We start from the raw sequence: 21,118 nt of genomic DNA, 5'->3' as shown, positions 1-21,118 counted from the left end.
GCAGGAGGTACACGCCAGATGCCTACCAACAAAATTTCTGCTAGTCCCCCCCCGCAAGCGCAGAAACACAGCCTGGGTGAGATCATCCGACATAATCTTTCTGACAGGGAGATGCGCTCCCGCCTGAGCATGGGTGCGGCAGGCATTGTAGGCGTCGTGCTGCTTTGGTGGCTACTGACCGAATATCTCAAAGTGCCGCTTTTCGAGAAATTGCCAGGTCCCGTCATCTGCTGGACAGAGTTCATTTCTACCGACCCGGTGTACGGCACGAGTCTCTTCACTTCGCATTTCTATCAGCACATCATGTGGAGCTGTCTGCGCATCCTGGCGGCCTTCACCATCGCCACCTGCCTTGGTGTACCGTTGGGACTCTTCATGGGCTGGAACCGCAAAATACGCGATTACGCTTTTCCCCCGTTGGAGCTGCTGCGGCCCATCCCCACTCTAGCCTGGGTTCCGCTGGCCATCCTGATGTTCACTGGACGCGAAACCCCTATTATCTTTTTGGCCTGCCTAGCGTCATTTTTCGCCACGGTGCTCAACACTCTGCTAGGCGTTGACTCCATTGATGAAGCTTATTTCCGCGCGGCCCGCTGTTTGGGTGCCAAGCCCAGGGATGTCTTTCGCCGAGTAGTGGTACCGGGAGCCTTGCCCTTCATCTTTACGGGTCTACAAATCAGCATGGGCGTGGCTTGGTTCTCTCTGGTGGCAGCGGAGATGCTCTCCGGCGAATACGGCCTAGGCTATCTCATCTGGGATTCATACGTTCTCAGTCAGTACCCGGTCATTGTCATCGGCATGATGACGCTGGGACTCATCGGCTATTTCTGCAGCGCCCTGATCCGTATTGCAGGCAATCAGCTCATGCGCTGGACGGTGAGGTAAGGCATGAATACCGCAAAAGAAGGTAAGATCAGCATCCGTCACGCCAGCAAGGTCTATGACCCCGACGGCCTCAACATCTGTGCCGTAGACGATTGCTCTCTGGAACTGGAAGCAGGTGAATTCTGTATGGTGGTGGGACCGTCGGGCTGCGGCAAAACCACGCTACTCAATGCCATTGCCGGTTTTCACGGCATCACCGGCGGCGAAATATATTTGGACGACAAACTCCTGTGCAGCCCAGAGATGCTTACCCCGCCTGGAGCCGACCGCGTGGTGGTTTTTCAAAACGGCGCACTCTTCCCTTGGTACACTGTGCTCGAAAACACCATGTTTGGCCCTGTGGTACAGGGTGAAAGCGAAGCATCGGCCAGCAAACGCGCCCTTGAGCTTTTGAACGAGTTAGGCTTGCAAGACACAATCAACAACTACCCGGATTCGCTTTCCTCGGGCATGCGACGACGGGTCGAGATTGCCCGCGCCCTGATGAATGACCCCAAGGTACTCCTGCTGGACGAACCCTTTCGCGCCATGGACGCCATGACCAAAGGCATCATGCACGAATTCCTCCTACGGGTCTATGACCGGGTCTGTAAAACCATCTTTTTCATCACTCACGATTTGGAAGAAGCCATCCTCCTGGGTAATAAGGTGGTCATCATGACCACGCGCCCCTGCCGGGTGAAGCAGATGATCGATGTGGATATCCCCCGCCCACGCGACTTCAAGGTGCGCACCTCCGAACGCTACTTCGAACTCAAGAACCTTGTAGTGGAGGCTGTACACGAAGAAGCCAGAAAAGCCTTTGAAAGTGGCGAACGTGAACTTGCCTAGGGAGGTATCGGATGAGCAAGAACCGCAAGATACCCGTACTCGAACAGATCAAGAGCCCTAAATTCCGACGCGGAGCCACCTCCATCATTTTGGCGGGTCTGCTTTGGGAGCTTGGCCGGGCCTACAAACTACCCATGTTGCAGGCTTTGCCCGCTCCCTCGGAAGTCATAGGGGTCTTCTTTGACCTCATCTTCGCCGCCTCCTACTGGGGTGACTGGGGTAGCAGCTTTGCCCGTGTGCTCAAAGGCTTTCTGTTGGCGCAGGTGGTGGGCATTCCGCTGGGCCTGGCCATGGCTTCCAGCCGCATCATCTTCGGTCTGGCCTTCCCTCCCTTCGAAATCCTGCGGCCCATCCCGCCACTGGCCTGGGTCCCTATTTCCATCCTGTTCTGGCCGACCACGGAGATGAGCATCACCTTCGTCATTTTCCTCGGAGCCTTCTATACCGTGGTCATCAATGTGCTGGGCGGCGCGCGCAATGTAGATGTGCGCCTTGGCCGCGCCGCCATCTCGCTGGGCGCACGTAACTGGGACATCTTCTGCAAGATCATCTTGCCGGCCACCTTGCCCAGCATTTTCACTGGCATGACCGTAGGTATGGGCATCACCTGGGAAGTGGTGGTGGCCGCCGAAATGCTGGCCGGAAGGTCGGGTCTGGGCTATCTGACTTGGTCCTCCTATGTGGGTGGCAATTATCCGCAAATCGTCATCGGCATGGTCAGCATCGGCATAGCGGGCTACATCTCCAGCTCCTGCATTCGTATGCTGGGCGACTGGTGTATGCCCTGGCGGCGCACGTTCTAAAAATAAGGAAGACTTCAGTGGCAAGAGAAATGAAAAAAGACGAAATGGTCATTGAGGGCGTCACCAAATACTATGGATTTGGCTATACAGAAAAGCAAACCTTAAAAGATTGCTCCTTCGTACTGGAAGAGCACAAAATAACAGTACTGATTGGCCCTTCCGGCTGCGGCAAGAGCACACTGGTTAATCTGCTGGCAGGCTATGAAGAACCCGATGCGGGCCGCATCCTGATGGGTGGCAGGCAGGTCAAAGGGCCCGGCGGAGACAGGCTGGTGGTCTTTCAGGAAACAGCCCTCTTTCCCTGGATGACGACCTACTCCAATGTGGCCTTTGGCCCGCGCGCCAAGAAGACCGGTAACAATCAGGAAATTAGAGCTATGGTGGAAGCCATGCTGGAAAAAGTGGGCTTGCAAGAGTTTGGGCACAAATACCCCTCCCACCTTTCCGGCGGTATGCAGCGGCGTGGCGAACTGGCCCGGATGCTGGTGAACAACCCGCAAGTGATGATCTTGGATGAGCCCTTCCGCGGGTTGGACGCCATGACGCGCGAACTGATGCAGGAATATTTCTGCTCATTGCTGGAAGAGCGACAGGGTACGGTATTCTTCATCACCTCCGAAATCGATGAAGCCATTTTTATGGCTGACCGCATCCTGATCATGAGCAACCAGCCCGGGCGCATCGTGCATATCATGGACATAGCCCTGCCACGTCCTCGCAAGAAAGAGATGCTGCTCAATCGCAACTGTCAGGAATACAAACGCGAAGCGCTTGAGACCCTCCATGAGGAGGCCCTCAAGGCTTTCAGTAGCGGCAGTCGGGCCGTACAAGACTTCCTTGAGGCCTACGAACACCAGCAGCAGAACGAAGACAGTACCCAGAATGGCCCGGCCAATTGACCACAGACACCACGCCCCGCCTCGTCAAGAAGCCGCGGCACAACAAAGGAGAAACGACATGTCTGAAGCCACCTCTATCAAGCGCAAGAAGGTCACCATTCCCCAACTGTTCCAGAAAAAGCTCAAGGGTGAACAGATTACCCAGCTGGCCGTCTACGATTACGCCAACGCCCGCGTGGCCGACAGGCTTGGCGTAGATATCCTGTGCGTTTCCGATACGGGTGGCATGGTGCTTTTTGGCCATCCCAACACCACGGCCGTGACTTTCGAGGAAGTCATGCTCATGGCCCAAGCCGTGGATCGCGGTTCACAGTATGGGCTACGCATGGTGGACATGCCCTATATGAGCTTCCATCTGTCTCCCCAGCAGGCTGTGGACAACGCTGCCCAGTTTGTGCACCGCGCCAATGCCGAAGTGATGAAATGTGAGGGCAATCAGCACCATTGCAAGAATATCGAAGCCATCGTCAAGGCGGGCATCCCCGTGCAGGGACACATTGGCATTACGCCTATGCGCATGCCCCAGCTGGGCGGCTTCACCGCGCAGGGCAAAACCGTCGACCGCGCCAAGGAACTCATCGACGACGCCCTGGCCATGGTGGATGCGGGCTGCTTCTCCATCATGTGCGAGGTCTGCACCTCGGAAGTTTGTGAATATCTCACCGAGACTTTGCCCATACCAGTCATCAGCCTAGGGTCGGGCAACAAGGCCGACGGTGTTCATATCATCGGCTCCGACCTCTTCCACCTTTATGAACCGCACGTTCCACGTCACTCCAAGATCTACGAAGATCTCATCCCCATCATGGAGCGTGTCTACAAGGAATACATGGACGATGTGCAGAACCATACCTACCCCGGCCCCGAGCATACAGTTTTCATGAAGCCGGAAGTGCTTGCAGAATTTAAGAAGGCCATGGACTGGAACAAATAATAATTTCATGGGGTGGTTGTCAGTCATTGAGGCAGCCGCCCCATACATTTTCCATGGACGCCCCCTCTTCCGTGCCATTGCAGAGCCAAAAGCAGCAGCTTCCTCCTCTGGCTGACGTGCAGAGCCAAGCCCCTAGCATTCCACTGCACATCAATCGCGTTGGTATTCGCAACATGACCATGCCCATTCTGGTTAGACAGCGCGACTATGTTGAAGCCCAGTGCACAGTGGCCGAAATTACCCTTAGCGTGGATCTCCCGGCAGAAGCCAAGGGTACCCATATGAGCCGCTTTGTGGAGACCCTGCAGGGAATGTTGCGTAGATCTGGCGGTGAGACGTCGACACTTGATTACCCACTGGCCCTGCGCCTGATGCGAGAAACCTGTGCACGCCTCAAAGCAGACCGTGCCTACCTAGCTTTTTCCTTCCCCTATTTTCTGGTCCGTACCACACCGGTATCGGGCATCCGGACGACAATGACATACCATTGTACCCTTTCGGGTGAAATAGACGAGACAAGCCGGGAAACAAGCTCCTTTGCCCCTTTCACTCTTGCCGTGACCGTGCCTGTGATGACGGTCTGCCCCTGTTCCAAGGCCATCAGCGATGAAGGTGCGCACAGCCAGCGAGCCGAGATACATATTTCGTCCCGCATGAGCGGCTATATCTGGATAGAAGATTTGATCGAACTGGCGGAAGAGGCCGGTTCTTCACCTGTGTATAGTCTACTCAAGCGTGCGGATGAAAAATTTGTAACAGAGTACGCCTTCGCGCATCCCTGCTTTGTGGAAGATGTGGCTCGTTGTGTTGCGGCTTCACTTACAGTGCATCCGCTTGTTTCCTCGTTTCATGTCAGAGTGGAAAGCCACGAATCCATCCATGCCCATAACGCTTTCGCTTATATCAAGGGCTAAGATATTCTCATACGAGCTGCTGATGAATTTACAAACTACGTCACGAGATTCTTACCGCAGGTAAGGGCGGACAAGTCGCGACGGCAAGGAGAAGGAAAAAAAGCGCTTCCTATCAAAAAAGTCCGAAGCGCGGCAGTTTTCGACGCGCTCCGGACTTTGTCGGCAAGAAATGGCGGAGAGGGTGGGATTCGAACCCACGTACGGATTATGAGTCCGTAACCCGATTTCGAGTCGGGCGCGTTACGACCGGACTTCGCTACCTCTCCGCATGTTTGAAAAGACGTTTTTCCTCACGGCGCCGCTGAAAAAATCCGCTCAGTCTGGCGCTGCATTCATCCCGCAGCACCCCGCCGAAAATCCAGAAATGATGATTGCTCCACGGCAGGGACGCTCCTTCCAGACAGCTTTCCAGGCACCCCGCCTTGGGATCCCGGGCGGCGTAAACCACTCCAGCCAGCCGGGCCTGAATGACGGCCCCCACGCACATGATGCAGGGCTCCAGAGTCGCCACCAGAACCATGCCCGGCAGACGGTGGTTGCCCGCTCTGGCGCAGGCATCGCGCAAAGCCAGGATTTCAGCGTGGGCGGTGGGGTCGGTCCCGTGGATAGTCCGGTTTTCTCCCCTGCCCAGAACGCGTCCGAAGGCGTCCACCACTACCGCACCCACGGGGATATCCCCGCGTTGCTCCGCCATATCCGCAAGACGCAAGGCTTCGTGCATGAACGGTTCCCAGGTCAGATGCGCTTCCGGCCCGGCAGGCGGAGACGATTGATAGAAAGTCATACCGTCCCTGTCAACGCTCCCGCGCCCCGCTCATCTGCCGCGCAGATAATCCACTCCGCCCTGAAGCAGGGCCGTGCCCAGAACGGAGGTTTCTCCCCTGGTCCACCGGGGATGGTTGGTCGGATGCGTGTACGCTTCCGGGTGCGGCATGAGCCCCAGAATCCGTCCCGAAGGATCAGTCAGCCCCGCAATGCCCAGCGGAGAGCCGTTGGGATTGGCCGGATACGCCTGCGTCACTTCTTTCGTCTGCGGGTCAACGTATTGCAGGGTAATGAGATTTTCCTCCCGCAGGCGGTCCAGAATAGTCTCATCGCCGGGGACCAGCTTGCCTTCGCCGTGGCGCACGGGGACATACAGATAATCGAGCCCCCTGGTGAACACGCAGGGCGAAGCGGAATTTATTTTCAAGGTGACCCAGCGGTCCTCGTATCTGGCGGAGTCGTTGTGGCTCAAGGATACCTGACGGGTGAAATATGCGCCGCCCAGAGCGGGCAGAAGCCCAAGCTTCACCAGCAGCTGGAAACCGTTGCAGATGCCCAGAATCAGTCCGCCTCCGTCCAGAAAGCGGCGCAATTCGTCCATCAGCGGAGCACCCCGGCGGGTGCGTATATGCCGCCAGCGCAGCGCCGCGGCCTGGGCCGAGCCAAGATCGTCGCCGTCAAGGAAGCCTCCGGGCAGAATCAGGAAGTTGTAGTCGGCCAGGCAGATTCTGTCCGAGGTCAGGTCGGAAAAATGCGCAATGACGGTCTGGTCCGAACCGGCCTGATCCGCGGCAAAAGCGCATTCCCGCTCGCAATTCGTCCCATGGCCGGTGACCACCAGGGTCTTCACGTTCGCCATCAATCCCTCCGCGACCACATTTCTCAATCGGGGCAATCACTACAGGCCGGTCATGGCAGGCGCAAGCCCGAAAATTCTCCAATCCTCGCCGTCCTTGGCCATCCCTTGACAAGCGGCACATCCGTTGCCAGAAATGCTCGCGGCATAGTATACGAGATGGGGCGGCCGGGAAGGAGCCCCATTTGTTTTACCAACAAACGGCAGACAAACTTTCAGCCGGATGGGACCGCGATGCATACCAAATTCATATTCGTGACCGGAGGCGTGCTGTCTTCGCTGGGAAAAGGACTGGCGGCCGCGTCCATCGCGGCCCTGCTCAAGGCCCGGGGACTCCGGGTTTCCATCCAGAAGCTCGACCCGTATATCAATGTTGATCCCGGCACGATGAATCCGTTCCAGCACGGGGAGGTCTACGTCACGGACGACGGTGCCGAGACCGACCTGGATCTGGGGCACTACGAGCGCTATCTGGGCATTCATCTGAGCCAGCGCAACAACTACACTTCCGGCCGCATCTACAACACGGTCATCACCAAGGAGCGGCGGGGGACTATCTGGGCGGCACCGTGCAGGTCATCCCTCACATCACCGACGAGATCAAATCGTCCATCCTGTCCCTGGCCGGGGACGATCTGGACGTGGCTCTGGTGGAAATCGGCGGCACCGTGGGGGACATTGAGGGCCTGCCTTTTCTGGAAGCCATCCGGCAGCTCCGGGCGGACCTGGGCAAGGACAATGTACTGTACATCCATCTCACACTGGTGCCGTACATCAAGACCGCCGGAGAAGTGAAAACCAAGCCCACCCAGCATTCGGTGAAGGAGCTGCGCAGCCTAGGCATCCAGCCGGATATCATCCTTTGCCGCTCGGAAGTGGAGCTGGACGAGGAAATCAAGGGTAAGATCGCCCTATTCTGCAACGTGGACAAGGACGCCGTGTTCACGGCCATCGACGTCAATCATATCTACGAACTGCCCCTGACCCTGTACGACGAAGGGGTGGACCAGAAAATCGCCATCCTGCTGCGTCTGGCGGCCAAAAATCCGAATCTGCAGGAATGGAAAAAACTCATCCACAGCCTGCATCACCCCAAAACCAGCGTGACCATTGCCATTGTGGGAAAATATGTGGATCTGAAGGAAGCCTACAAAAGCCTGCACGAGGCCCTGACCCACGGCGGCGTGGCCAATGACGCGGGCATCGATTTTCTGTACGTCAATTCCGAGGGCATCACCCCGGAAAACGTGGCCGAAAAGCTGGCTCCGGCCCACGGCATCCTGGTGCCCGGCGGCTTCGGCATCCGCGGAGTGGAAGGAAAGATCACGGCCATCACCCACGCCCGCGAAAACGGGATTCCGTTTTTCGGCATCTGTCTGGGCATGCAGTGCGCCGTCATCGAATACGCCCGGAATGTCATGGGGCTGACCAAGGCCCATTCGGAAGAGTTCGACCTGACCACCCCGGATCCGGTCATCTACCTGATGAAAGAATGGTTCGATTTCCGCAAGCAGTGCGTACAACGCCGCGACGCCGGCAGTGAAAAGGGCGGCACCATGCGCCTTGGGGCCTATCCATGCGCCATCGAACCCGGCACCCGCGCCTTCGAGGCCTATGCCGCCCCCGAAGTGTCCGAACGGCATCGCCATCGCTACGAGTTCAACAGCGCCTACCAGCAGCGGTTCGAGGAGGCCGGAATGGCCATCAGTGGCTTTTCCCCGGACAGGACTCTGGTGGAAATCGTGGAAATAAAGGATCACCCATGGTTTCTGGGCTGTCAGTTCCATCCGGAGTTCACCTCCAAGCCCATGCGGCCACATCCGCTTTTCCGTGAATTCATCCGTGCGGCTGTGGCCTACAAGCACAAGGCAGGACAATCCTCATGACCGGCCGCCCCGCCGATTCTGGTCCTTTTTTCATCGCCGGACCATGCGCTCTGGAAAGCCTGGACCTGGCCATGACCGTGGCCTGCGAGCTGAAGACCATTGCCGACGCCCTGCGCGTGCCGCTTTTCTTCAAGAGTTCCTACGACAAGGCCAACCGCACGGCCGGAACGAGCTTTCGCGGGCCGGGACTGGAAAAAGGCCTCGACTGGCTGGCACAGATCAAAAGCCGCACCGGCCTGCCCGTGCTTACGGACATCCATGAACCGCATCAGGCCGCGACGGTGGCCCAGGTGGCCGATGTACTGCAGATTCCCGCCTTTCTCTGCCGCCAGACGGATCTGCTTCTGGCCGCGGCCCGCACGGGGCGCACGGTCAATGTCAAAAAGGGCCAGTTCATGGCCCCGTGGGACATGCGCGGAACCGTGGACAAAATCCGCTCCGCCGGATTCGACGACATCTGGCTGACGGAGCGCGGTTCCATGTTCGGCTACAACAACCTGGTGGTGGACTTCCGCTCTCTGGCCATCATGCGGGAGACAGGCTGCCCGGTGGTCTTCGACGCCACCCATTCCGTGCAGCTCCCCGGAGGACAAGGCCTGTCTTCGGGCGGCCAGCGCCAGTTCGTTCCCCATCTGTCCAGGGCGGCTGCGGCCTGCGGCTGCCAGGGCGTTTTTCTGGAAGTGCATCCGGACCCGGACAAGGCTCTGTGCGACGGCCCCAACTCCTGGCCCCTGCACAAGGTCCGCCCCCTGCTCGAAGAACTTCTGTCCATCTGGAGCGTGCCCCGTGAATGCTGAACACGCTGCCAGAAACGTGCGCCTCGTGGTGCTGGACGTGGACGGCGTGCTGACGGACGGCGGCCTGTACTACGATTCCACGGGCGGCGTGATGAAGCGCTTCAACGTGCAGGACGGGCTCGGCATCAAGATGGCCGCACGGGCCGGGCTCGAATTCGCCGTCATCACCGGGCTCGATTCTCCGGCCGTGGCCGGCCGGGTGGCGGAGCTCGGCATCCGGCATTATTATCCCGGCCAGCATCGCAAGGCTCCCTTCCTGCGCCAGATCTCGGAAAATTCAGGCATTCCCCTTCAACATGCGGCCTATATCGGCGATGACTGGGTGGACGCGGCACCCATGTCCCTGGTGGGACTGCCCATGGCCGTGGCCAACGCCAGACCGGAAATCCTGCGCCTCGCAGCCTGGACGTCGACGGCTCGCGGCGGGCAGGGGGCTGTGCGCGAGGCCCTGGAATTCATTCTGGAGGCCCAGGGCAGACTGGAATCCCTGTGGCGGGAGTGGACCCAGGCGTGAAGCGCCTTGCCGCCGTGCTGGCCGCCGTCCTGCTGCTCGCAGGCCTGGGCATCCTCGGCAAATATGTATGGCCCGAACGCCCGAGTCCGGACGCCGCCGGAAAGCTGGACGTGGAACTGAGTCTGGAAGGAGTGGAGCTGAGCCAGGGCAGGGACGGCAGAAAGCTCTGGAGCCTCCGTGCCGCCGGAGCCGACTACGCCGATGCCGGAAAGGAACTGAGCCTGAACGCCCCCGTGATCACCTACTGGGGCGAAGACGAGGACATTCCCGTACAGGTCGCGGCTCCAAAGGGGCAGGTCTGGCAAAAGGAAGACAGGGCCCGGATGTGGGACGGCGTAAATGCCACGCGCGGCGAATACCTGATGCACGCGGAAACGCTGGATTATCTCGGCGCGGAACGGAAGCTGGCCATGGCCGGCGGCGTGGACCTGGCCGGGCGGAACATGCAGGTCCGGTCCGACGCCATGACTTATTTTCTGGAATCCGATGAAATTCTGGCCACAGGCAATGTCCGGATGCTTCTGAACTGAAAAAACGGATGGTCTATGCGCATTTTCCTTCTGCTTCTGTTTGTCGGCCTTTCCTGCCCGGCCCTGGCCGCCCGGTCCGTGCCGGTCAAGATCACTTCTGACTCCATGCGGTATTCCCAGAAGAACGATCAGGTGGTCTTTTCCGGGGCGGTACATGTCATCCGTGAAGACATTGAACTCTGGTCCGACACGCTGACGGTACTGCTGGAAAAATCCGCATCGTCGCCCCCCGCAAACAAGCAGCCCGTCATGGACCAGCAATCCTCCATCAAAAGGATCGTGGCCCAAGGCAATGTGCGCATCAAGGCCGACAGGGACAGGTCTGGCACCTGCGGCAAGGCCACCTACGAAGCCAAATCCGATCTGCTGACTCTGGAGGGCGATCCCGTGCTGCGGGAAGGACCGAACACCATCCAGGGCGAAGTGATCAAGCTCTACATCGAGGAGAACCGCAGCGAGGTCATCGGGGGGAAAAAACGGGTGGAAGCTATTTTCATCACCCCCGACAACAAGCCCGGGGGCAAGCGGTGAGTTGCCTGACCGGACTGGATCTGGCCAAGCGTTACGGAACCCGGGATGTGGTCCGCGACATCCGGCTTGAGGTCCGCCAGGGTGAGGTACTGGGCCTTCTTGGCCCCAACGGTGCGGGAAAAACAACCACCTTCTACATGCTGGCCGGGATCATACGACCTACGCGTGGACAGGTCGTGCTGGACGGACTGGACATCACCCGCTGGCCCCTGCACAGACGCGCCCGCCAGGGCATGAGCTATCTGCCTCAGGAAAGCTCCATTTTCCGCAAGCTGACCGTACGCCAGAACCTGCAGATCATTCTGGAATACTCCGGCCTGTCCCCAGCCGATCAGAAGCGAGCCGCGGACAGATTGCTGGAGGAACTGGGCATCACCAGGCTAGAGAATCAGCCGGCGGCCTATCTCTCGGGAGGAGAACGGCGAAGGCTGGAGATCGCCCGGGCCCTTATCCAGAATCCCAAGTTCATTTTGCTGGATGAACCTTTCGCCGGCATAGACCCTCTGGCCGTGGACGATATCCAGCTCATCATCCAGGGACTGCGGGAACGGGGCATCGGCGTGCTCATTTCCGACCACAATGTTCGGGAAACCCTGCAGATCTGCGACCGGGCCTATCTGGTCTACGACGGCCAGATCATTCTGTCCGGAACCCCAAGAGAGATTGTGGACGATTCCAGAGCGCGCAAAGTGTACCTGGGCGAGGGCTTTTCCCTGTGAAAAAGTCTTTTCCAAAATTCCCGAAGATTGCCAGAGCCCGCGTTCTGTGGCAGATTCATTGAGGATAATTTCATGTAAACCGGCTATGCACGGTAAGGTGAAAATGTACGAATATGGGTCTTGAACTCCGTCAGAATCTCAAGCTGACCCAGCAGCTGGTCATGACGCCCCAGTTGCAGCAGGCCATCAAACTGCTGCAACTGTCGCGTTTTGAACTGCTGGAAGCCGTACAGCAGGAAATGCTGGAAAACCCCATGCTCGAAGAGGCTCCCAGGGAGATCTCCGAAGAGGCGGAAATTCCGGATTCGGCAGGCGACGATCCACGGGAGTTCACTTTTGAAGAAGCGGACCTTGTCCACAACGCGGACTGGGAAAACTATCTGGGCGATTTTTCCAGCACCGCCAAACAGGCGCAGTTCAAGGAGACGGAAGCTCTCGAGGAAATGACCTCCTACGAGGCCCGGCTCGCGGGCAAACCGTCTCTGGAAGGACACCTCCTGTGGCAGCTTCGGCTGTCCAATATCACCGAGGAAGAAAAGGCCATTGGCGAAGCCATCATCGGCAACCTGGACTCTCAGGGCTACCTGGAGGCCTCTGCCGAGGAGATTGCCGCCGAAAACGGATTTTCTCCGGCCCAGGTGGAAGCCGTCCTGTATCACATTCAGCGTTTCGATCCCGTGGGAGTGGCCGCGCGTTCCCCCAGAGAATGTCTGCTGGTGCAGCTGGACGTACAGGAACATGATGATCCTATCTTACTCTCTCTGGTGGGCGACCATCTGGAAGATATTGAAAAACGCCGCTACAAACCCCTGCTGCGTAAATTTCGAATCCAGCTGGAGGATCTGAAAGTCTATCTGGACATCATCCAGTCTCTGGATCCCCTGCCGGGGGCCAGTTACGGCAGCGAAAGCACGGTCTATGTCAGCCCCGACGTTTTTGTGTACGAATACGAAAATGATTTCGTCATTGTCATGAATGACGACGGCCTGCCCCGCCTTCAGCTCAGTCCCTACTACATGGAGGACATGAACCTGACGGCCAAGGGGGCGGAGCGGGAATATCTGCACGACAAGATGCGTTCGGCCATGTGGCTGATGAAGAGCTTGCACCAGAGGCAGAAAACCCTGTACAAGGTGGTTGAAAGCATCATCCGCTTCCAGCTCGATTTTTTCGAGCATGGAGTGACCAGACTCAAGCCGCTTATTCTGAAGGATGTCGCCGACGATATCGAGGTGCACGAATCCACCGTGAGCCGGATCACGACCAACAAATATGTAGCCACCCCCCACGGCATTTTCGAGTTGAAATTCTTCTTCAACTCCGCTCTGGAAATGGATGACGGCACCCAGGTCGGCTCGGAATCCATCCGGGCCGTCATCAAGAAGATGGTCAGCGAGGAAAATCCCAGAAAGCCTTACAGCGACGAAAAGATCGCGGCCGTATTGAAAGAAAAGCTGGATGTGAACATTGCCCGGCGGACCGTGGCCAAATACCGGGCGGTACTTGGCATCGAATCGTCCTCCAAGCGCAGACAGATTTTTTAAACCCTTTCGCCCGTGGAGTCCGGACGCGAGGGATATCCCCGACTCAGCAGGAGAGTTCTTATGGAAATTACCTTCAATTTCAAGAACTTCGATCCATCCGACCACCTTCGGAAATACGCCAGGGACCGCTTCGGCAAGCTGGGTAAATTCATGACCGGAACCGAAAACGCCGAGTTGCAGGTCAACCTCGAAGTGGAAAAATTCCGGCACATCGCCGACGTGGTGCTGACGGGCAGGAACGTGCATATTTCCGCCCGGGAAGACAGCGGGGACATGTACTCCACTGTGGACATGGTCTGGGACAAGCTCGAAGCCCAGATGCGCAAAATCCGCGACAAGGACAAGTCCAGACGCAGGGGCACCGATTCCGCACGCATGGATGCCGCCGGCTTCGACGAGGACCGGGGCGACCGGGCCAGACCCGATATTCAGCGAATGGACCGCTACTCGCCCAAACCCATGGTGGAGGAAGAAGCCGCCATGCAGCTGGAAAACACGGATGACGAATTTCTGGTGTTCCTGAATGCGGAAAATGAGCGGGTCAACGTCATCTACCGGCGCAAGGGCGGCGGTTTCGGCCTTATCGACCCCGGGGTATAGGGAATGAAGCTTGCGGATTATCTGCACAGGGATCTGATCATCTCCGACCTTTCGGCCAGGACCAAATCAGAGGTTCTGGCCGAACTCGTTTCCCCGCTGGTGCACAGGGCTCCCGGCCTCGACCTCGAACGCGCGGCCGGGGTCCTGATGGACAGGGAGACACTCGGCACTACCGGCATCGGGGACGGCATTGCCATTCCTCACGGCAAGATGGGCTGTCTGGAGGAAGTGTTTGTCGTGGTGGGCCGCAGCCGAAGCGGCGTGGACTTCGCCAGTCTGGACCGCGAACCCGCGTTCATATTTTTCATGGTTCTGGCCCCGGCCAATGTGGCCGGCCTGCATCTGAAGCTTCTGGCCGCCATCTCCCGCCGCCTCAAGGAAGAAGCCTTCCGCCAAGCCTTCCTTGCCGCTCCGGACGAAGGAGGCCTGTGGGAACTGCTGCAGACCGTGTAGCGGAGAAACGTCATGCTGTCCGTGCCTGAACAAAAAAACGTGGTCATCGTGTCCGGCATGTCCGGCTCCGGGAAAAGCACGGCTCTGGATGTCTTCGAGGACATGGGCTTTTTCTGCGTGGACGGGCTGCCGGTGCGCATGGCCCCGGCTCTTGTGGAATTTTTTCTGCAGTCCATGGCCAAGGAATATTCCGGCCTTGCCCTGGGCATGGACCTGCGCCAGGCCGACTTCGCCGGGCAATGGCGGGAAGCGCTGAAGGACATGGAAAAATTCTCCGTCCACCCGGCCCTGATTTTTCTGGACGCTTCGGACCAGACCCTGCTGCGCCGCTACGCGACCACCCGCCGCCCGCACCCCCTGGCCGACGTGTCAGGATTGGAAACGGCCCTCGGCAGGGAGCGGGAAATCCTGCGTCCCATTCGCGCTCAGGCCGATCTGGTGGTGGACACATCGGATCATTCCATCCACGATCTGCGCCGGGTGATCCAGAAGAAATGGCGCAACCTGACCTCCCGCAATCAGGGCATGCGCGTGCATCTCATTTCCTTCGGCTTCAAATACGGCGTTCCGGCCGAAGCGGACATGGTCATGGATCTGCGCTTTCTGCCCAATCCCTATTTTGACGAAGCACTGCGCCCCATGTCCGGTAAGGACGAACCCATCGCGCAATTTGTGCTGGATCAGGAGCCGGGGCGGGAATACCTGCGGCGGCTCCTGGAGTTTCTGGATTTCACTCTGCCGCTGTACTCGTCCGAGGGGCGATACCGGCTGACCATGGCCTTCGGCTGCACGGGCGGCCGCCACCGCTCCGTAGCCGTGACGGAGGCTGTTCTCGCCCATCTGCGCAGCCGGGACTATGCGGTGACAGTGGAACATCGTCATTTCAGCCTGGGGTGACAGGAGGAATAATGGTCGGCGTGATTGTGGTGACCCACGGACAGTTCGGTAAATATCTGCTCGAAGCGGCCCAGACCATCCTGGGTCCTCAGGAACAGTGTGCGCATGTGGCCGTGGAAGGCGCGGTGGATGTGGGCGGTGTTCTGGGACAACTGAAGAGCACCGTGAAAAAGATGGATTCCGGAAACGGAGTGATCATCCTGACGGACATGTTCGGAGGCACGCCGTCGAATATCAGCCTGTCCCTGTTGCAGGAGGGAAAAGTCGATGTGCTGACGGGCGTGAACCTGCCCATGCTGCTCCGGATTCTGGGCATGCGCGAGCAGGATCTCGCCCAACTGGCCCTGGAAGCCAAAAATGCGGGCATTCAGGGTATCGTGGTGGCCGGAGAAGTGCTTTCCCGCAAAGTGGAGAGCTAGGCCATGGAATGGTTCCGCATTGACAACCGTCTGGTGCATGGACAGGTCATCGCCGCCTGGCTGCCCTATCTCCGGGCCAGAATCCTGATGGTCGCCAACAACGAACTGGCCGGAGACGAACTGCGCCGGGAAATCATGAGTCTGGCGGTGCCGAGCGACATCACGTTTCTGTGCTGTCCGGTTTCCGATACGGCCGATACGTTGCGCCGCACCCGGATTTCTTCTCCCGACGAGCATGTACTGGTCCTGTTCGCCGACTGTGCCGACGCCAGGGCCGCGTACCTGGCCGGAGCGGTATTTCAGGTGCTGAACCTCGGCAATCTGCATTACGGGCCGGGCAAGGAGCAGATCTGCGAGCATATCGCGCTCAGCCAGGATGACAGGAACTGTCTGCAATACTTCACGAATCAGGGCGTGGAGATCGATTTCCGCTGTGTGCCTACCGCCACGCCCAAGGTGACGGCTCTATGATTACAACACACGATATTCTCGTTTTGTCGGGCAGCGGTTTTTTTTTGCCCTCCTTTCCCTGACCCGCTTCGCCTTTGATCTGGGCTTCGTACACCGCCCCCTTTTCGCGGCCGCCCTGTGGGCTCTTTTCACCTGGCAAATCCAGCCAGCTCTGGGCGCCGGAATCTTCTTCGAGCTGCTTTGGCTGGATCTGTTCCCCGCCGGGACATTCATCCCGCCGCAAAGTCTTCTGGCCCTGAGCATCGTGCTGACCATCGCGGCATGCCTGCCGGAAGCGGACATGCGCATCATCACTCTGGCTATCGTCTGCTCCCTCCCTCTGGCTTATTTTGGTGCATGGCTGGAGCAACTCTACCGGAAACGCCAGAACCTGAGTTACAATGCGGTCATTTCATGGAACCGCCGTCACCCGGTCCATTCCATGACACCGCAGACATTGACCCGCCGGGCTCTCGCAGAACTTTTTCTGCTGTATTCCGGACTTTTTCTGCTGTGTGTTCTGCCGCCGCTTCTGATACTCAAAACGGTGGGCTTCTGGCTCGGGGCAGGCTTCCAGCCCACCTGGCCCTTTCTGTGGGCCGCCGCCTGTACCGGAGCAATATTGTCTCTGCGTATCCATAAGGCGCAGATTACGGCGGGACTGGCGCTGCTTCTCGGGATACTGATGGGGATATAGTCAGCCCATCCTCATATCATATATTTAGACGTATCTTTCCCCGATCTCTGCAAACGGAAAGAATAGAAGGGGATGAAGGGGCAGCCTGACCGCATGCCCCGAATGGCCGGGAAGTAGCGCTATCTGGTGGTCAGGCCGTATTTTTTGAGACGGTATTGCAGGGTGCGGCGGCTGATGCCCAGAGCCTTGGCCGTGCGCTCCCGGTGGCCGCCGCATTTGCGCAAGGTATCTTCCAGAGCGTTTCGTTCCGCCGTTTCCAGAGGGCTCTCCTTAAGGGCAGACGATGAAGACGCAGCCGATTCGGCCGGAGCCCGCAGGTGATCCGGCAGGTCCCGCACGTCGAGGATGTCGTCACGGCACAGAATGAGGGAACGCTCCAGCACGTTTTCCAGCTCGCGCACATTGCCCTTCCACTCGTGCCGCATCAGGGCGTCCAGAAATTCGCGGCTGACGGAGCGCAGGGGCTTGCTGTTTTTCTGCCCGAGCTTGCGCAGCAGATAGTCTGCCAGCAAGGGGATGTCCTCCAGCCGCTCCCGCAGAGGCGGGATACGTATCTCCAGAACATTCAGCCGGTAATAGAGATCTTCCCGGAAGGTTCCCTTTTCGATCATGTCCGGCAGCCGACGATTGGTGGCTGCGATGAAACGCACATCCACGCTGACGGGTGCTATGCCGCCCAGAGGCTCCACCACACGCTCCTGCAGGGCCCGCAGGATTTTAGCCTGAAGAGTCAGGGGCAACTCGCCTATTTCATCCAGAAAAAGCGTTCCGCCCTCGGCCAGCTGGAAACGGCCGGGCTTGTCCTGGGCCGCGCCGGTAAAGGCTCCCTTGACGTAGCCGAAGAGCTCGCTTTCCAGCAGGTTTTCAGGAAGGGCCGCACAATTGACCTTGACCAGCGGACCGTTTTTACGGTGACTGTGCTCGTGCAGCATCTGCGCCACCAGTTCCTTGCCCGTGCCGGATTCGCCCAGGATCAGCACATTGGCCTCGCTTGGCCCCACCTGTTCGATGAGCTCCACAACGGCGCGCATATCCGGGCTGTCGCCAATGATCCGCGTTTCGCGCATCCGGCCGATCTGCTTTTTAAGCTCTCTGTTCTCCCGCCTCAGACTGGCGTGTTCGGCGGCTTTCTGCACCACGGCCAGCAGTTCGTCGTTGTCCGCGGGTTTACTCAGGTAGTCGAAGGCCCCGGTCTTCATGGCCTCCACGGCGCTGCCCACATTGCCGAAGGCCGTGAGCATGATCACCGGCGGAAAGGTCCCGCCCTCGCGCAGCCGCTGCAACACCTCAAGTCCGCTCATGCCGGGCATGCGCATGTCCAGCAGCACCACATCCACGGATTTGATGCGCAAAATGTTCAGCCCGGTGGCGCCGTTGTCGGCCTCCAGTACCCTGAAACCGGCGTCGCCGAGGACAACCCGGACCATGAGGCGATGGGCTGGTTCGTCGTCAATGACCAGAACAGTATGGGGCATCTTCGGGTTCCTCATGGGGTTGCGGAAAAAGAAGGGATACGGTGGTGCCGTTTCCGGGACTGGTTTCGATGGAAATGGTCCCACCATGCTCCTGCATGATGGCGTGTACAATGGCGAGACCCAGGCCCGTGCCCTGGTTTCTGGTGGTGAAGAAGGGCTCCAGAGCGTGCTCGCGTTCTTCAGTGCTCATGCCCCGGCCGCTGTCTTCCACCTGGAGACATACGCCCGCATGCCCGGGCAGACTGCGCAGAACAATTTTTCCGCCGTCTTCCGGCATGGCGAAAACACTGTTCATGACCAGATTGATGAGAGCCTGCTTCAGGGCGTCCCGATCCGCGAAAACAGTACCAGCACGTACGTCATACTCCAAAATGCAGTTTCTGGCCTGCAAATCCATGGACAGCAAGTTTTTTGTCTCCTCGAAGACATCCTCAAGAGCGGCCTGGACAAAATCCAGCTGGCGGGGCCGGGCCAGAAAAAGTAAATCCGTGATGACCCGGTTCAGGCGGTCCGCTTCCTGAACCATGGTCCGGGCGTAAAGCTCTTCGGGCTCGCGGCCAGCCAGTTTTTTCGAAAAAAACTGGGCGAAGCCGCGCAGAGCCGAAAGAGGATTGCGGATTTCATGGGCCACACCGGCAGCCATGCGGCCAATGGCGGCCAGCTTTTCGTTACGGTGCAGCTCCCGCTCCAGACTGGCCAGTTCCGTGCGGTCGCGGATAAGAACCAGAATCTGTCCGGAGCCATCCTTGAGGGCCAGCTGCAGGACCTCCAGATGCCTGCCCCCGGCGCGAAGCGTGCTCCAGCCCTGTTCGGGGCAGCATGGAGCCGCCATACCCAGGGCTTCAAAAGCATGGGCAAAGCCCTGTCCCACCACCTCCTGGTTCCCCATCAGAGTCAGTGCCGCCGGATTGGCGGCCATGATGACTCCATCGGCGGACAAGGTCAGCAGCGCATCGGGCATGTTGTCCAGAAGGCGGGCGTTGAAAGATTCCAGACGTTGCAGGCGGCGGCCCTGCTCCGCGCGCCGCAGGACGGCCATGAGCAGTACCCAGAACAGAATGGTCACGGCCAGAATATATCCGGTCTGCAAGATGGCTGTATGCCGGTATTTCTCGAAACCTTTCAGGTGCCGGGTCATGTCCACACCCACGAGTAAAAGAGGCTGCTGGGCGTCCGGCGGACAGTTGCCGTCATGACACAGAATGTTCATGGCCAGATGGCTGATGCGTCCCAGCACCATGATGGGCTGCCCCTCGAAATTCATTTCTCCGCTCCACTCGCCCGCGTTCATGCGTTCCCAGGCAATGGTCGGCAGCTGTTCCTGCAATGACTTCGGATCGCTGTGCGAAGACAGGAGAATATGCCCCAGCGGATTATACAGGCCGATGAACCGCGCATCCGTGCGCCTGATGTACTCCCGCAGGAAATCTCGGGCCAGTGTACGATGCAGCAGGGCCGCCGTGCCCGAAGGATCGATCATGGACGGCAGACGAAGCTCCCGCCGCAGATTGATTTCGATCCCCGCCGCGATGCTGTGGGCGTTTTCCAGAGCATGCTCCCGGTAGGATTCCTGCTGTTGGCGCAGATTGCGCCAAGTGGAGAAACTGAGGGCCAGGCCGAGGACAAGGACGGCCAGCGTGGCGATAGCAATGGTGCGGCTGCTTCCGGATGGCAGGACGATCTTCACGAATATCCTCTAAAAGGCAAAGGCCGCAGGGGATGCGGCCTTTGCCAGGTACAAGGGAGGGAGAGAAGTTGAGAAACTGATCAGGTTGTGGGGCCGCCCTGGGGGCAAGGCCTGTGTCCTCTGCCTTCCGAGCAACCGCTTCCGTAGGAAGCCGAGGGGAGCGGTTTGCCCGTAATTTCTGTCAATTCCAGTCTGTAAGCGGCGTTCAATTCCGTCTTCTTGGACTGCAGCATGTTGATCTCCTTGACAAGCTTCTGCACAGCGGCTTTATCCGCCGGAGTCGCGGCAAAGAGAGAGTCCAGAGCCTGCTCCTTGTTCTTCAGTTCTTTCTGAAGCGCAAAGAGTTCTTCGTGATGCTTGTCGGTGGCTTTACGTACTTTTTCCTGCTGTTCCGGAGTCAGGTCAGCCATGAAGCCCTGGTAATGGCCGCCGTGTCCATTTTGCCCCCCACAGCGGGCCTGATCAAGGCATTCTTTTGGTGAAGAGCAATCTTTGGCGGCGTGGCCTCTTTGACCGGGGCAGCCTCCGCCTCGGTGCGCATAGGCGCCTGCGGCCACGGCCAAGGCCAGCATGGTGAAGAGAAGAATTCTGATTTTCATGATGCTCCTGTCTGTTTTCCTGGAGGAAGGTTGGTTTCGCTGGTTCACAAAACATTTAGCACGGCCTGTGCCAAAACCGGAAATCCTGCTATATTAGGATATTACATTTTCTTGGCCTTGAGGCATTCTTACCTTTTGCGCTTATTTTTGCACATTTCTTTCAATATGTGCAAATCATATGTATCCCTTGCCTTCACGGCAGGAAGGATTAACTTTCGGTACAGTTGAAGCAGCTACCCCGAAATGAACACAGGAGGAGATATGTGCAAAGGTTGTGGATGCATGAGAGGCAAGAAGGCCACAGTGGTCAGTCATGACCATGAACACAGGCATGGGGATATGATCCACAGTCATCCCCATGATCACGAAAAGGAGCATTCCCACGACGGAGAAACTCCGGTACACGAGGATCACAAGCACTAAAAACATCAGC

Annotated in this window: 24 protein-coding genes, 1 tRNA gene and 1 pseudogene; 20 read left to right on the top strand and 6 right to left on the bottom strand. The window is 58.4% G+C overall.

Features of this window, described 5'->3' with window-relative positions:
* Positions 1–18: 18 nt before the first annotated feature.
* From AXF15_RS13980 to folE2, 6 genes are all read left to right on the top strand, one after another.
* The gene (locus AXF15_RS13980) at positions 19–885 is read left to right on the top strand and encodes an ABC transporter permease (protein ID WP_169793597.1); all 867 of its coding nucleotides are present in this window, start codon (positions 19–21) and stop codon (positions 883–885) included.
* A gap of 3 nt (positions 886–888) precedes the next feature.
* A complete protein-coding gene (locus tag AXF15_RS13975; RefSeq protein WP_066603978.1) occupies positions 889–1,716 on the top strand; it encodes an ABC transporter ATP-binding protein in 828 nt (275 codons plus the stop codon).
* Between the two features lie 11 nt (positions 1,717–1,727).
* On the top strand, positions 1,728–2,519 hold the full coding sequence (locus tag AXF15_RS04700; RefSeq protein WP_066603972.1) for an ABC transporter permease: 792 nt from the start codon (positions 1,728–1,730) through the stop codon (positions 2,517–2,519).
* A 29-nt stretch (positions 2,520–2,548) separates the two neighbouring features.
* Positions 2,549–3,418, top strand: a complete 870-nt coding sequence (locus AXF15_RS04695) for an ABC transporter ATP-binding protein (protein ID WP_066603971.1) — start codon at positions 2,549–2,551, stop codon at positions 3,416–3,418.
* Positions 3,419–3,476: 58 nt separating this feature from the next.
* A complete protein-coding gene (gene panB / locus AXF15_RS04690; RefSeq protein WP_066603968.1) occupies positions 3,477–4,352 on the top strand; it encodes a 3-methyl-2-oxobutanoate hydroxymethyltransferase in 876 nt (291 codons plus the stop codon).
* Positions 4,353–4,459: 107 nt separating this feature from the next.
* Positions 4,460–5,266 (top strand): GTP cyclohydrolase FolE2, encoded by an 807-nt coding sequence (folE2, locus tag AXF15_RS04685; protein WP_066608674.1) that lies wholly within the window; start codon positions 4,460–4,462, stop codon positions 5,264–5,266.
* 170 nt (positions 5,267–5,436) lie between these two features.
* Here folE2 and AXF15_RS04680 read toward each other — a convergent pair.
* The 3 genes from AXF15_RS04680 to AXF15_RS04670 all read right to left on the bottom strand — a co-directional run bounded on the left by AXF15_RS04680 (position 5,437) and on the right by AXF15_RS04670 (position 6,890).
* Positions 5,437–5,532, bottom strand: a tRNA-Ser gene (locus AXF15_RS04680).
* Positions 5,523–5,987: a tRNA adenosine(34) deaminase TadA gene (gene tadA / locus AXF15_RS04675; protein ID WP_083518086.1), complete on the bottom strand. Its 465-nt coding sequence runs from the start codon at positions 5,985–5,987 to the stop codon at positions 5,523–5,525. Before tadA ends, AXF15_RS04680 begins: the two co-directional genes overlap by 10 nt.
* Before the next feature lie 93 nt (positions 5,988–6,080).
* Positions 6,081–6,890, bottom strand: coding sequence for a phosphoribosylformylglycinamidine synthase subunit PurQ (locus AXF15_RS04670; RefSeq protein WP_066603962.1), 810 nt, complete (start codon positions 6,888–6,890; stop codon positions 6,081–6,083).
* A gap of 231 nt (positions 6,891–7,121) precedes the next feature.
* Between AXF15_RS04670 and AXF15_RS04665 the strand changes: the two are divergent.
* From AXF15_RS04665 to AXF15_RS14825, 13 genes and pseudogenes are all read left to right on the top strand, one after another.
* Positions 7,122–8,773 (top strand): annotated as a pseudogene (locus AXF15_RS04665) (CTP synthase).
* Positions 8,770–9,570 (top strand): 3-deoxy-8-phosphooctulonate synthase, encoded by an 801-nt coding sequence (kdsA, locus tag AXF15_RS04660; RefSeq protein WP_066603959.1) that lies wholly within the window; start codon positions 8,770–8,772, stop codon positions 9,568–9,570. The pseudogene AXF15_RS04665 and the gene kdsA overlap by 4 nt, the downstream one beginning before the upstream one ends.
* The gene (locus AXF15_RS04655; RefSeq protein ID WP_066603954.1) at positions 9,560–10,084 is read left to right on the top strand and encodes a KdsC family phosphatase; all 525 of its coding nucleotides are present in this window, start codon (positions 9,560–9,562) and stop codon (positions 10,082–10,084) included. Before kdsA ends, AXF15_RS04655 begins: the two co-directional genes overlap by 11 nt.
* Positions 10,081–10,614, top strand: a complete 534-nt coding sequence (gene lptC, locus AXF15_RS04650) for an LPS export ABC transporter periplasmic protein LptC (RefSeq protein WP_169793596.1) — start codon at positions 10,081–10,083, stop codon at positions 10,612–10,614. Before AXF15_RS04655 ends, lptC begins: the two co-directional genes overlap by 4 nt.
* A 15-nt stretch (positions 10,615–10,629) precedes the next feature.
* Positions 10,630–11,145, top strand: coding sequence for an LptA/OstA family protein (locus tag AXF15_RS04645; protein WP_066603949.1), 516 nt, complete (start codon positions 10,630–10,632; stop codon positions 11,143–11,145).
* A complete protein-coding gene (gene lptB / locus AXF15_RS04640; protein WP_066603948.1) occupies positions 11,142–11,864 on the top strand; it encodes an LPS export ABC transporter ATP-binding protein in 723 nt (240 codons plus the stop codon). The genes AXF15_RS04645 and lptB overlap by 4 nt, the downstream gene beginning before the upstream one ends.
* A 113-nt stretch (positions 11,865–11,977) precedes the next feature.
* A complete protein-coding gene (rpoN, locus tag AXF15_RS04635; protein ID WP_066603945.1) occupies positions 11,978–13,408 on the top strand; it encodes an RNA polymerase factor sigma-54 in 1,431 nt (476 codons plus the stop codon).
* Between the two features lie 60 nt (positions 13,409–13,468).
* Positions 13,469–14,008, top strand: coding sequence for a ribosome hibernation-promoting factor, HPF/YfiA family (gene hpf, locus AXF15_RS04630; protein WP_066603942.1), 540 nt, complete (start codon positions 13,469–13,471; stop codon positions 14,006–14,008).
* 3 nt (positions 14,009–14,011) lie between these two features.
* Positions 14,012–14,461, top strand: a complete 450-nt coding sequence (locus AXF15_RS04625; protein WP_066603940.1) for a PTS sugar transporter subunit IIA — start codon at positions 14,012–14,014, stop codon at positions 14,459–14,461.
* 12 nt (positions 14,462–14,473) lie between these two features.
* Positions 14,474–15,358, top strand: a complete 885-nt coding sequence (gene rapZ, locus AXF15_RS04620) for an RNase adapter RapZ (protein WP_066603938.1) — start codon at positions 14,474–14,476, stop codon at positions 15,356–15,358.
* An 11-nt stretch (positions 15,359–15,369) separates the two neighbouring features.
* Positions 15,370–15,777 carry a PTS sugar transporter subunit IIA gene (locus AXF15_RS04615; RefSeq protein ID WP_066603930.1) on the top strand — a complete coding sequence of 136 codons (408 nt, stop codon included), beginning with the start codon at positions 15,370–15,372 and terminating at the stop codon, positions 15,775–15,777.
* Between the two features lie 3 nt (positions 15,778–15,780).
* Entirely contained in the window at positions 15,781–16,248 is a 468-nt protein-coding gene (locus AXF15_RS04610; protein ID WP_066603927.1) for a PTS sugar transporter subunit IIB, read from the top strand.
* A 280-nt stretch (positions 16,249–16,528) separates the two neighbouring features.
* Positions 16,529–16,924, top strand: coding sequence for a hypothetical protein (locus AXF15_RS14825; protein ID WP_236884829.1), 396 nt, complete (start codon positions 16,529–16,531; stop codon positions 16,922–16,924).
* A gap of 119 nt (positions 16,925–17,043) precedes the next feature.
* On the opposite strand, the gene AXF15_RS04595 is transcribed toward AXF15_RS14825, so the two are convergent.
* The 3 genes from AXF15_RS04595 to AXF15_RS04585 form a co-directional block, all read right to left on the bottom strand.
* Positions 17,044–18,399, bottom strand: a complete 1,356-nt coding sequence (locus AXF15_RS04595; protein WP_066603913.1) for a sigma-54-dependent transcriptional regulator — start codon at positions 18,397–18,399, stop codon at positions 17,044–17,046.
* Positions 18,374–20,086, bottom strand: a complete 1,713-nt coding sequence (locus AXF15_RS04590) for a two-component system sensor histidine kinase NtrB (protein ID WP_066603910.1) — start codon at positions 20,084–20,086, stop codon at positions 18,374–18,376. The genes AXF15_RS04595 and AXF15_RS04590 overlap by 26 nt, the downstream gene beginning before the upstream one ends.
* 80 nt (positions 20,087–20,166) lie before the next feature.
* A complete protein-coding gene (locus AXF15_RS04585; protein WP_066603907.1) occupies positions 20,167–20,685 on the bottom strand; it encodes a Spy/CpxP family protein refolding chaperone in 519 nt (172 codons plus the stop codon).
* 261 nt (positions 20,686–20,946) lie between these two features.
* Here AXF15_RS04585 and AXF15_RS14175 point away from each other — a divergent pair, with 261 nt between their 5' ends.
* Positions 20,947–21,108, top strand: a complete 162-nt coding sequence (locus AXF15_RS14175; protein ID WP_154666844.1) for a hypothetical protein — start codon at positions 20,947–20,949, stop codon at positions 21,106–21,108.
* The last annotated feature ends 10 nt before the right edge of the window (positions 21,109–21,118 follow it).

Source organism: Desulfomicrobium orale DSM 12838, assembly GCF_001553625.1.
In the GTDB taxonomy this organism is placed as follows: domain Bacteria; phylum Desulfobacterota; class Desulfovibrionia; order Desulfovibrionales; family Desulfomicrobiaceae; genus Desulfomicrobium; species Desulfomicrobium orale.
This window is presented reverse-complemented; position numbering and strand designations above follow the sequence as displayed.

Bases quoted from the DNA above. Each gene is read 5' to 3' on its own strand.
- AXF15_RS13980 (WP_169793597.1), top strand. From the start codon at position 19: ATGCCTACCAACAAAATTTCTGCTAGTCCCCCCCCGCAAGCGCAGAAA.
- AXF15_RS04615 (WP_066603930.1), top strand. From the start codon at position 15,370: ATGGTCGGCGTGATTGTGGTGACCCACGGACAGTTCGGTAAATATCTG.
- panB (WP_066603968.1), top strand. From the start codon at position 3,477: ATGTCTGAAGCCACCTCTATCAAGCGCAAGAAGGTCACCATTCCCCAA.
- AXF15_RS04700 (WP_066603972.1), top strand. From the start codon at position 1,728: ATGAGCAAGAACCGCAAGATACCCGTACTCGAACAGATCAAGAGCCCT.
- AXF15_RS04625 (WP_066603940.1), top strand. From the start codon at position 14,012: ATGAAGCTTGCGGATTATCTGCACAGGGATCTGATCATCTCCGACCTT.
- rapZ (WP_066603938.1), top strand. From the start codon at position 14,474: ATGCTGTCCGTGCCTGAACAAAAAAACGTGGTCATCGTGTCCGGCATG.
- AXF15_RS04595 (WP_066603913.1), bottom strand. From the start codon at position 18,399: ATGCCCCATACTGTTCTGGTCATTGACGACGAACCAGCCCATCGCCTC.
- AXF15_RS14825 (WP_236884829.1), top strand. From the start codon at position 16,529: ATGCGCATCATCACTCTGGCTATCGTCTGCTCCCTCCCTCTGGCTTAT.
- AXF15_RS04670 (WP_066603962.1), bottom strand. From the start codon at position 6,890: ATGGCGAACGTGAAGACCCTGGTGGTCACCGGCCATGGGACGAATTGC.
- hpf (WP_066603942.1), top strand. From the start codon at position 13,469: ATGGAAATTACCTTCAATTTCAAGAACTTCGATCCATCCGACCACCTT.
- AXF15_RS04610 (WP_066603927.1), top strand. From the start codon at position 15,781: ATGGAATGGTTCCGCATTGACAACCGTCTGGTGCATGGACAGGTCATC.
- AXF15_RS13975 (WP_066603978.1), top strand. From the start codon at position 889: ATGAATACCGCAAAAGAAGGTAAGATCAGCATCCGTCACGCCAGCAAG.
- AXF15_RS04695 (WP_066603971.1), top strand. From the start codon at position 2,549: ATGAAAAAAGACGAAATGGTCATTGAGGGCGTCACCAAATACTATGGA.
- AXF15_RS04585 (WP_066603907.1), bottom strand. From the start codon at position 20,685: ATGAAAATCAGAATTCTTCTCTTCACCATGCTGGCCTTGGCCGTGGCC.
- rpoN (WP_066603945.1), top strand. From the start codon at position 11,978: ATGGGTCTTGAACTCCGTCAGAATCTCAAGCTGACCCAGCAGCTGGTC.
- tadA (WP_083518086.1), bottom strand. From the start codon at position 5,987: ATGCACGAAGCCTTGCGTCTTGCGGATATGGCGGAGCAACGCGGGGAT.
- AXF15_RS14175 (WP_154666844.1), top strand. From the start codon at position 20,947: ATGTGCAAAGGTTGTGGATGCATGAGAGGCAAGAAGGCCACAGTGGTC.
- AXF15_RS04645 (WP_066603949.1), top strand. From the start codon at position 10,630: ATGCGCATTTTCCTTCTGCTTCTGTTTGTCGGCCTTTCCTGCCCGGCC.
- kdsA (WP_066603959.1), top strand. From the start codon at position 8,770: ATGACCGGCCGCCCCGCCGATTCTGGTCCTTTTTTCATCGCCGGACCA.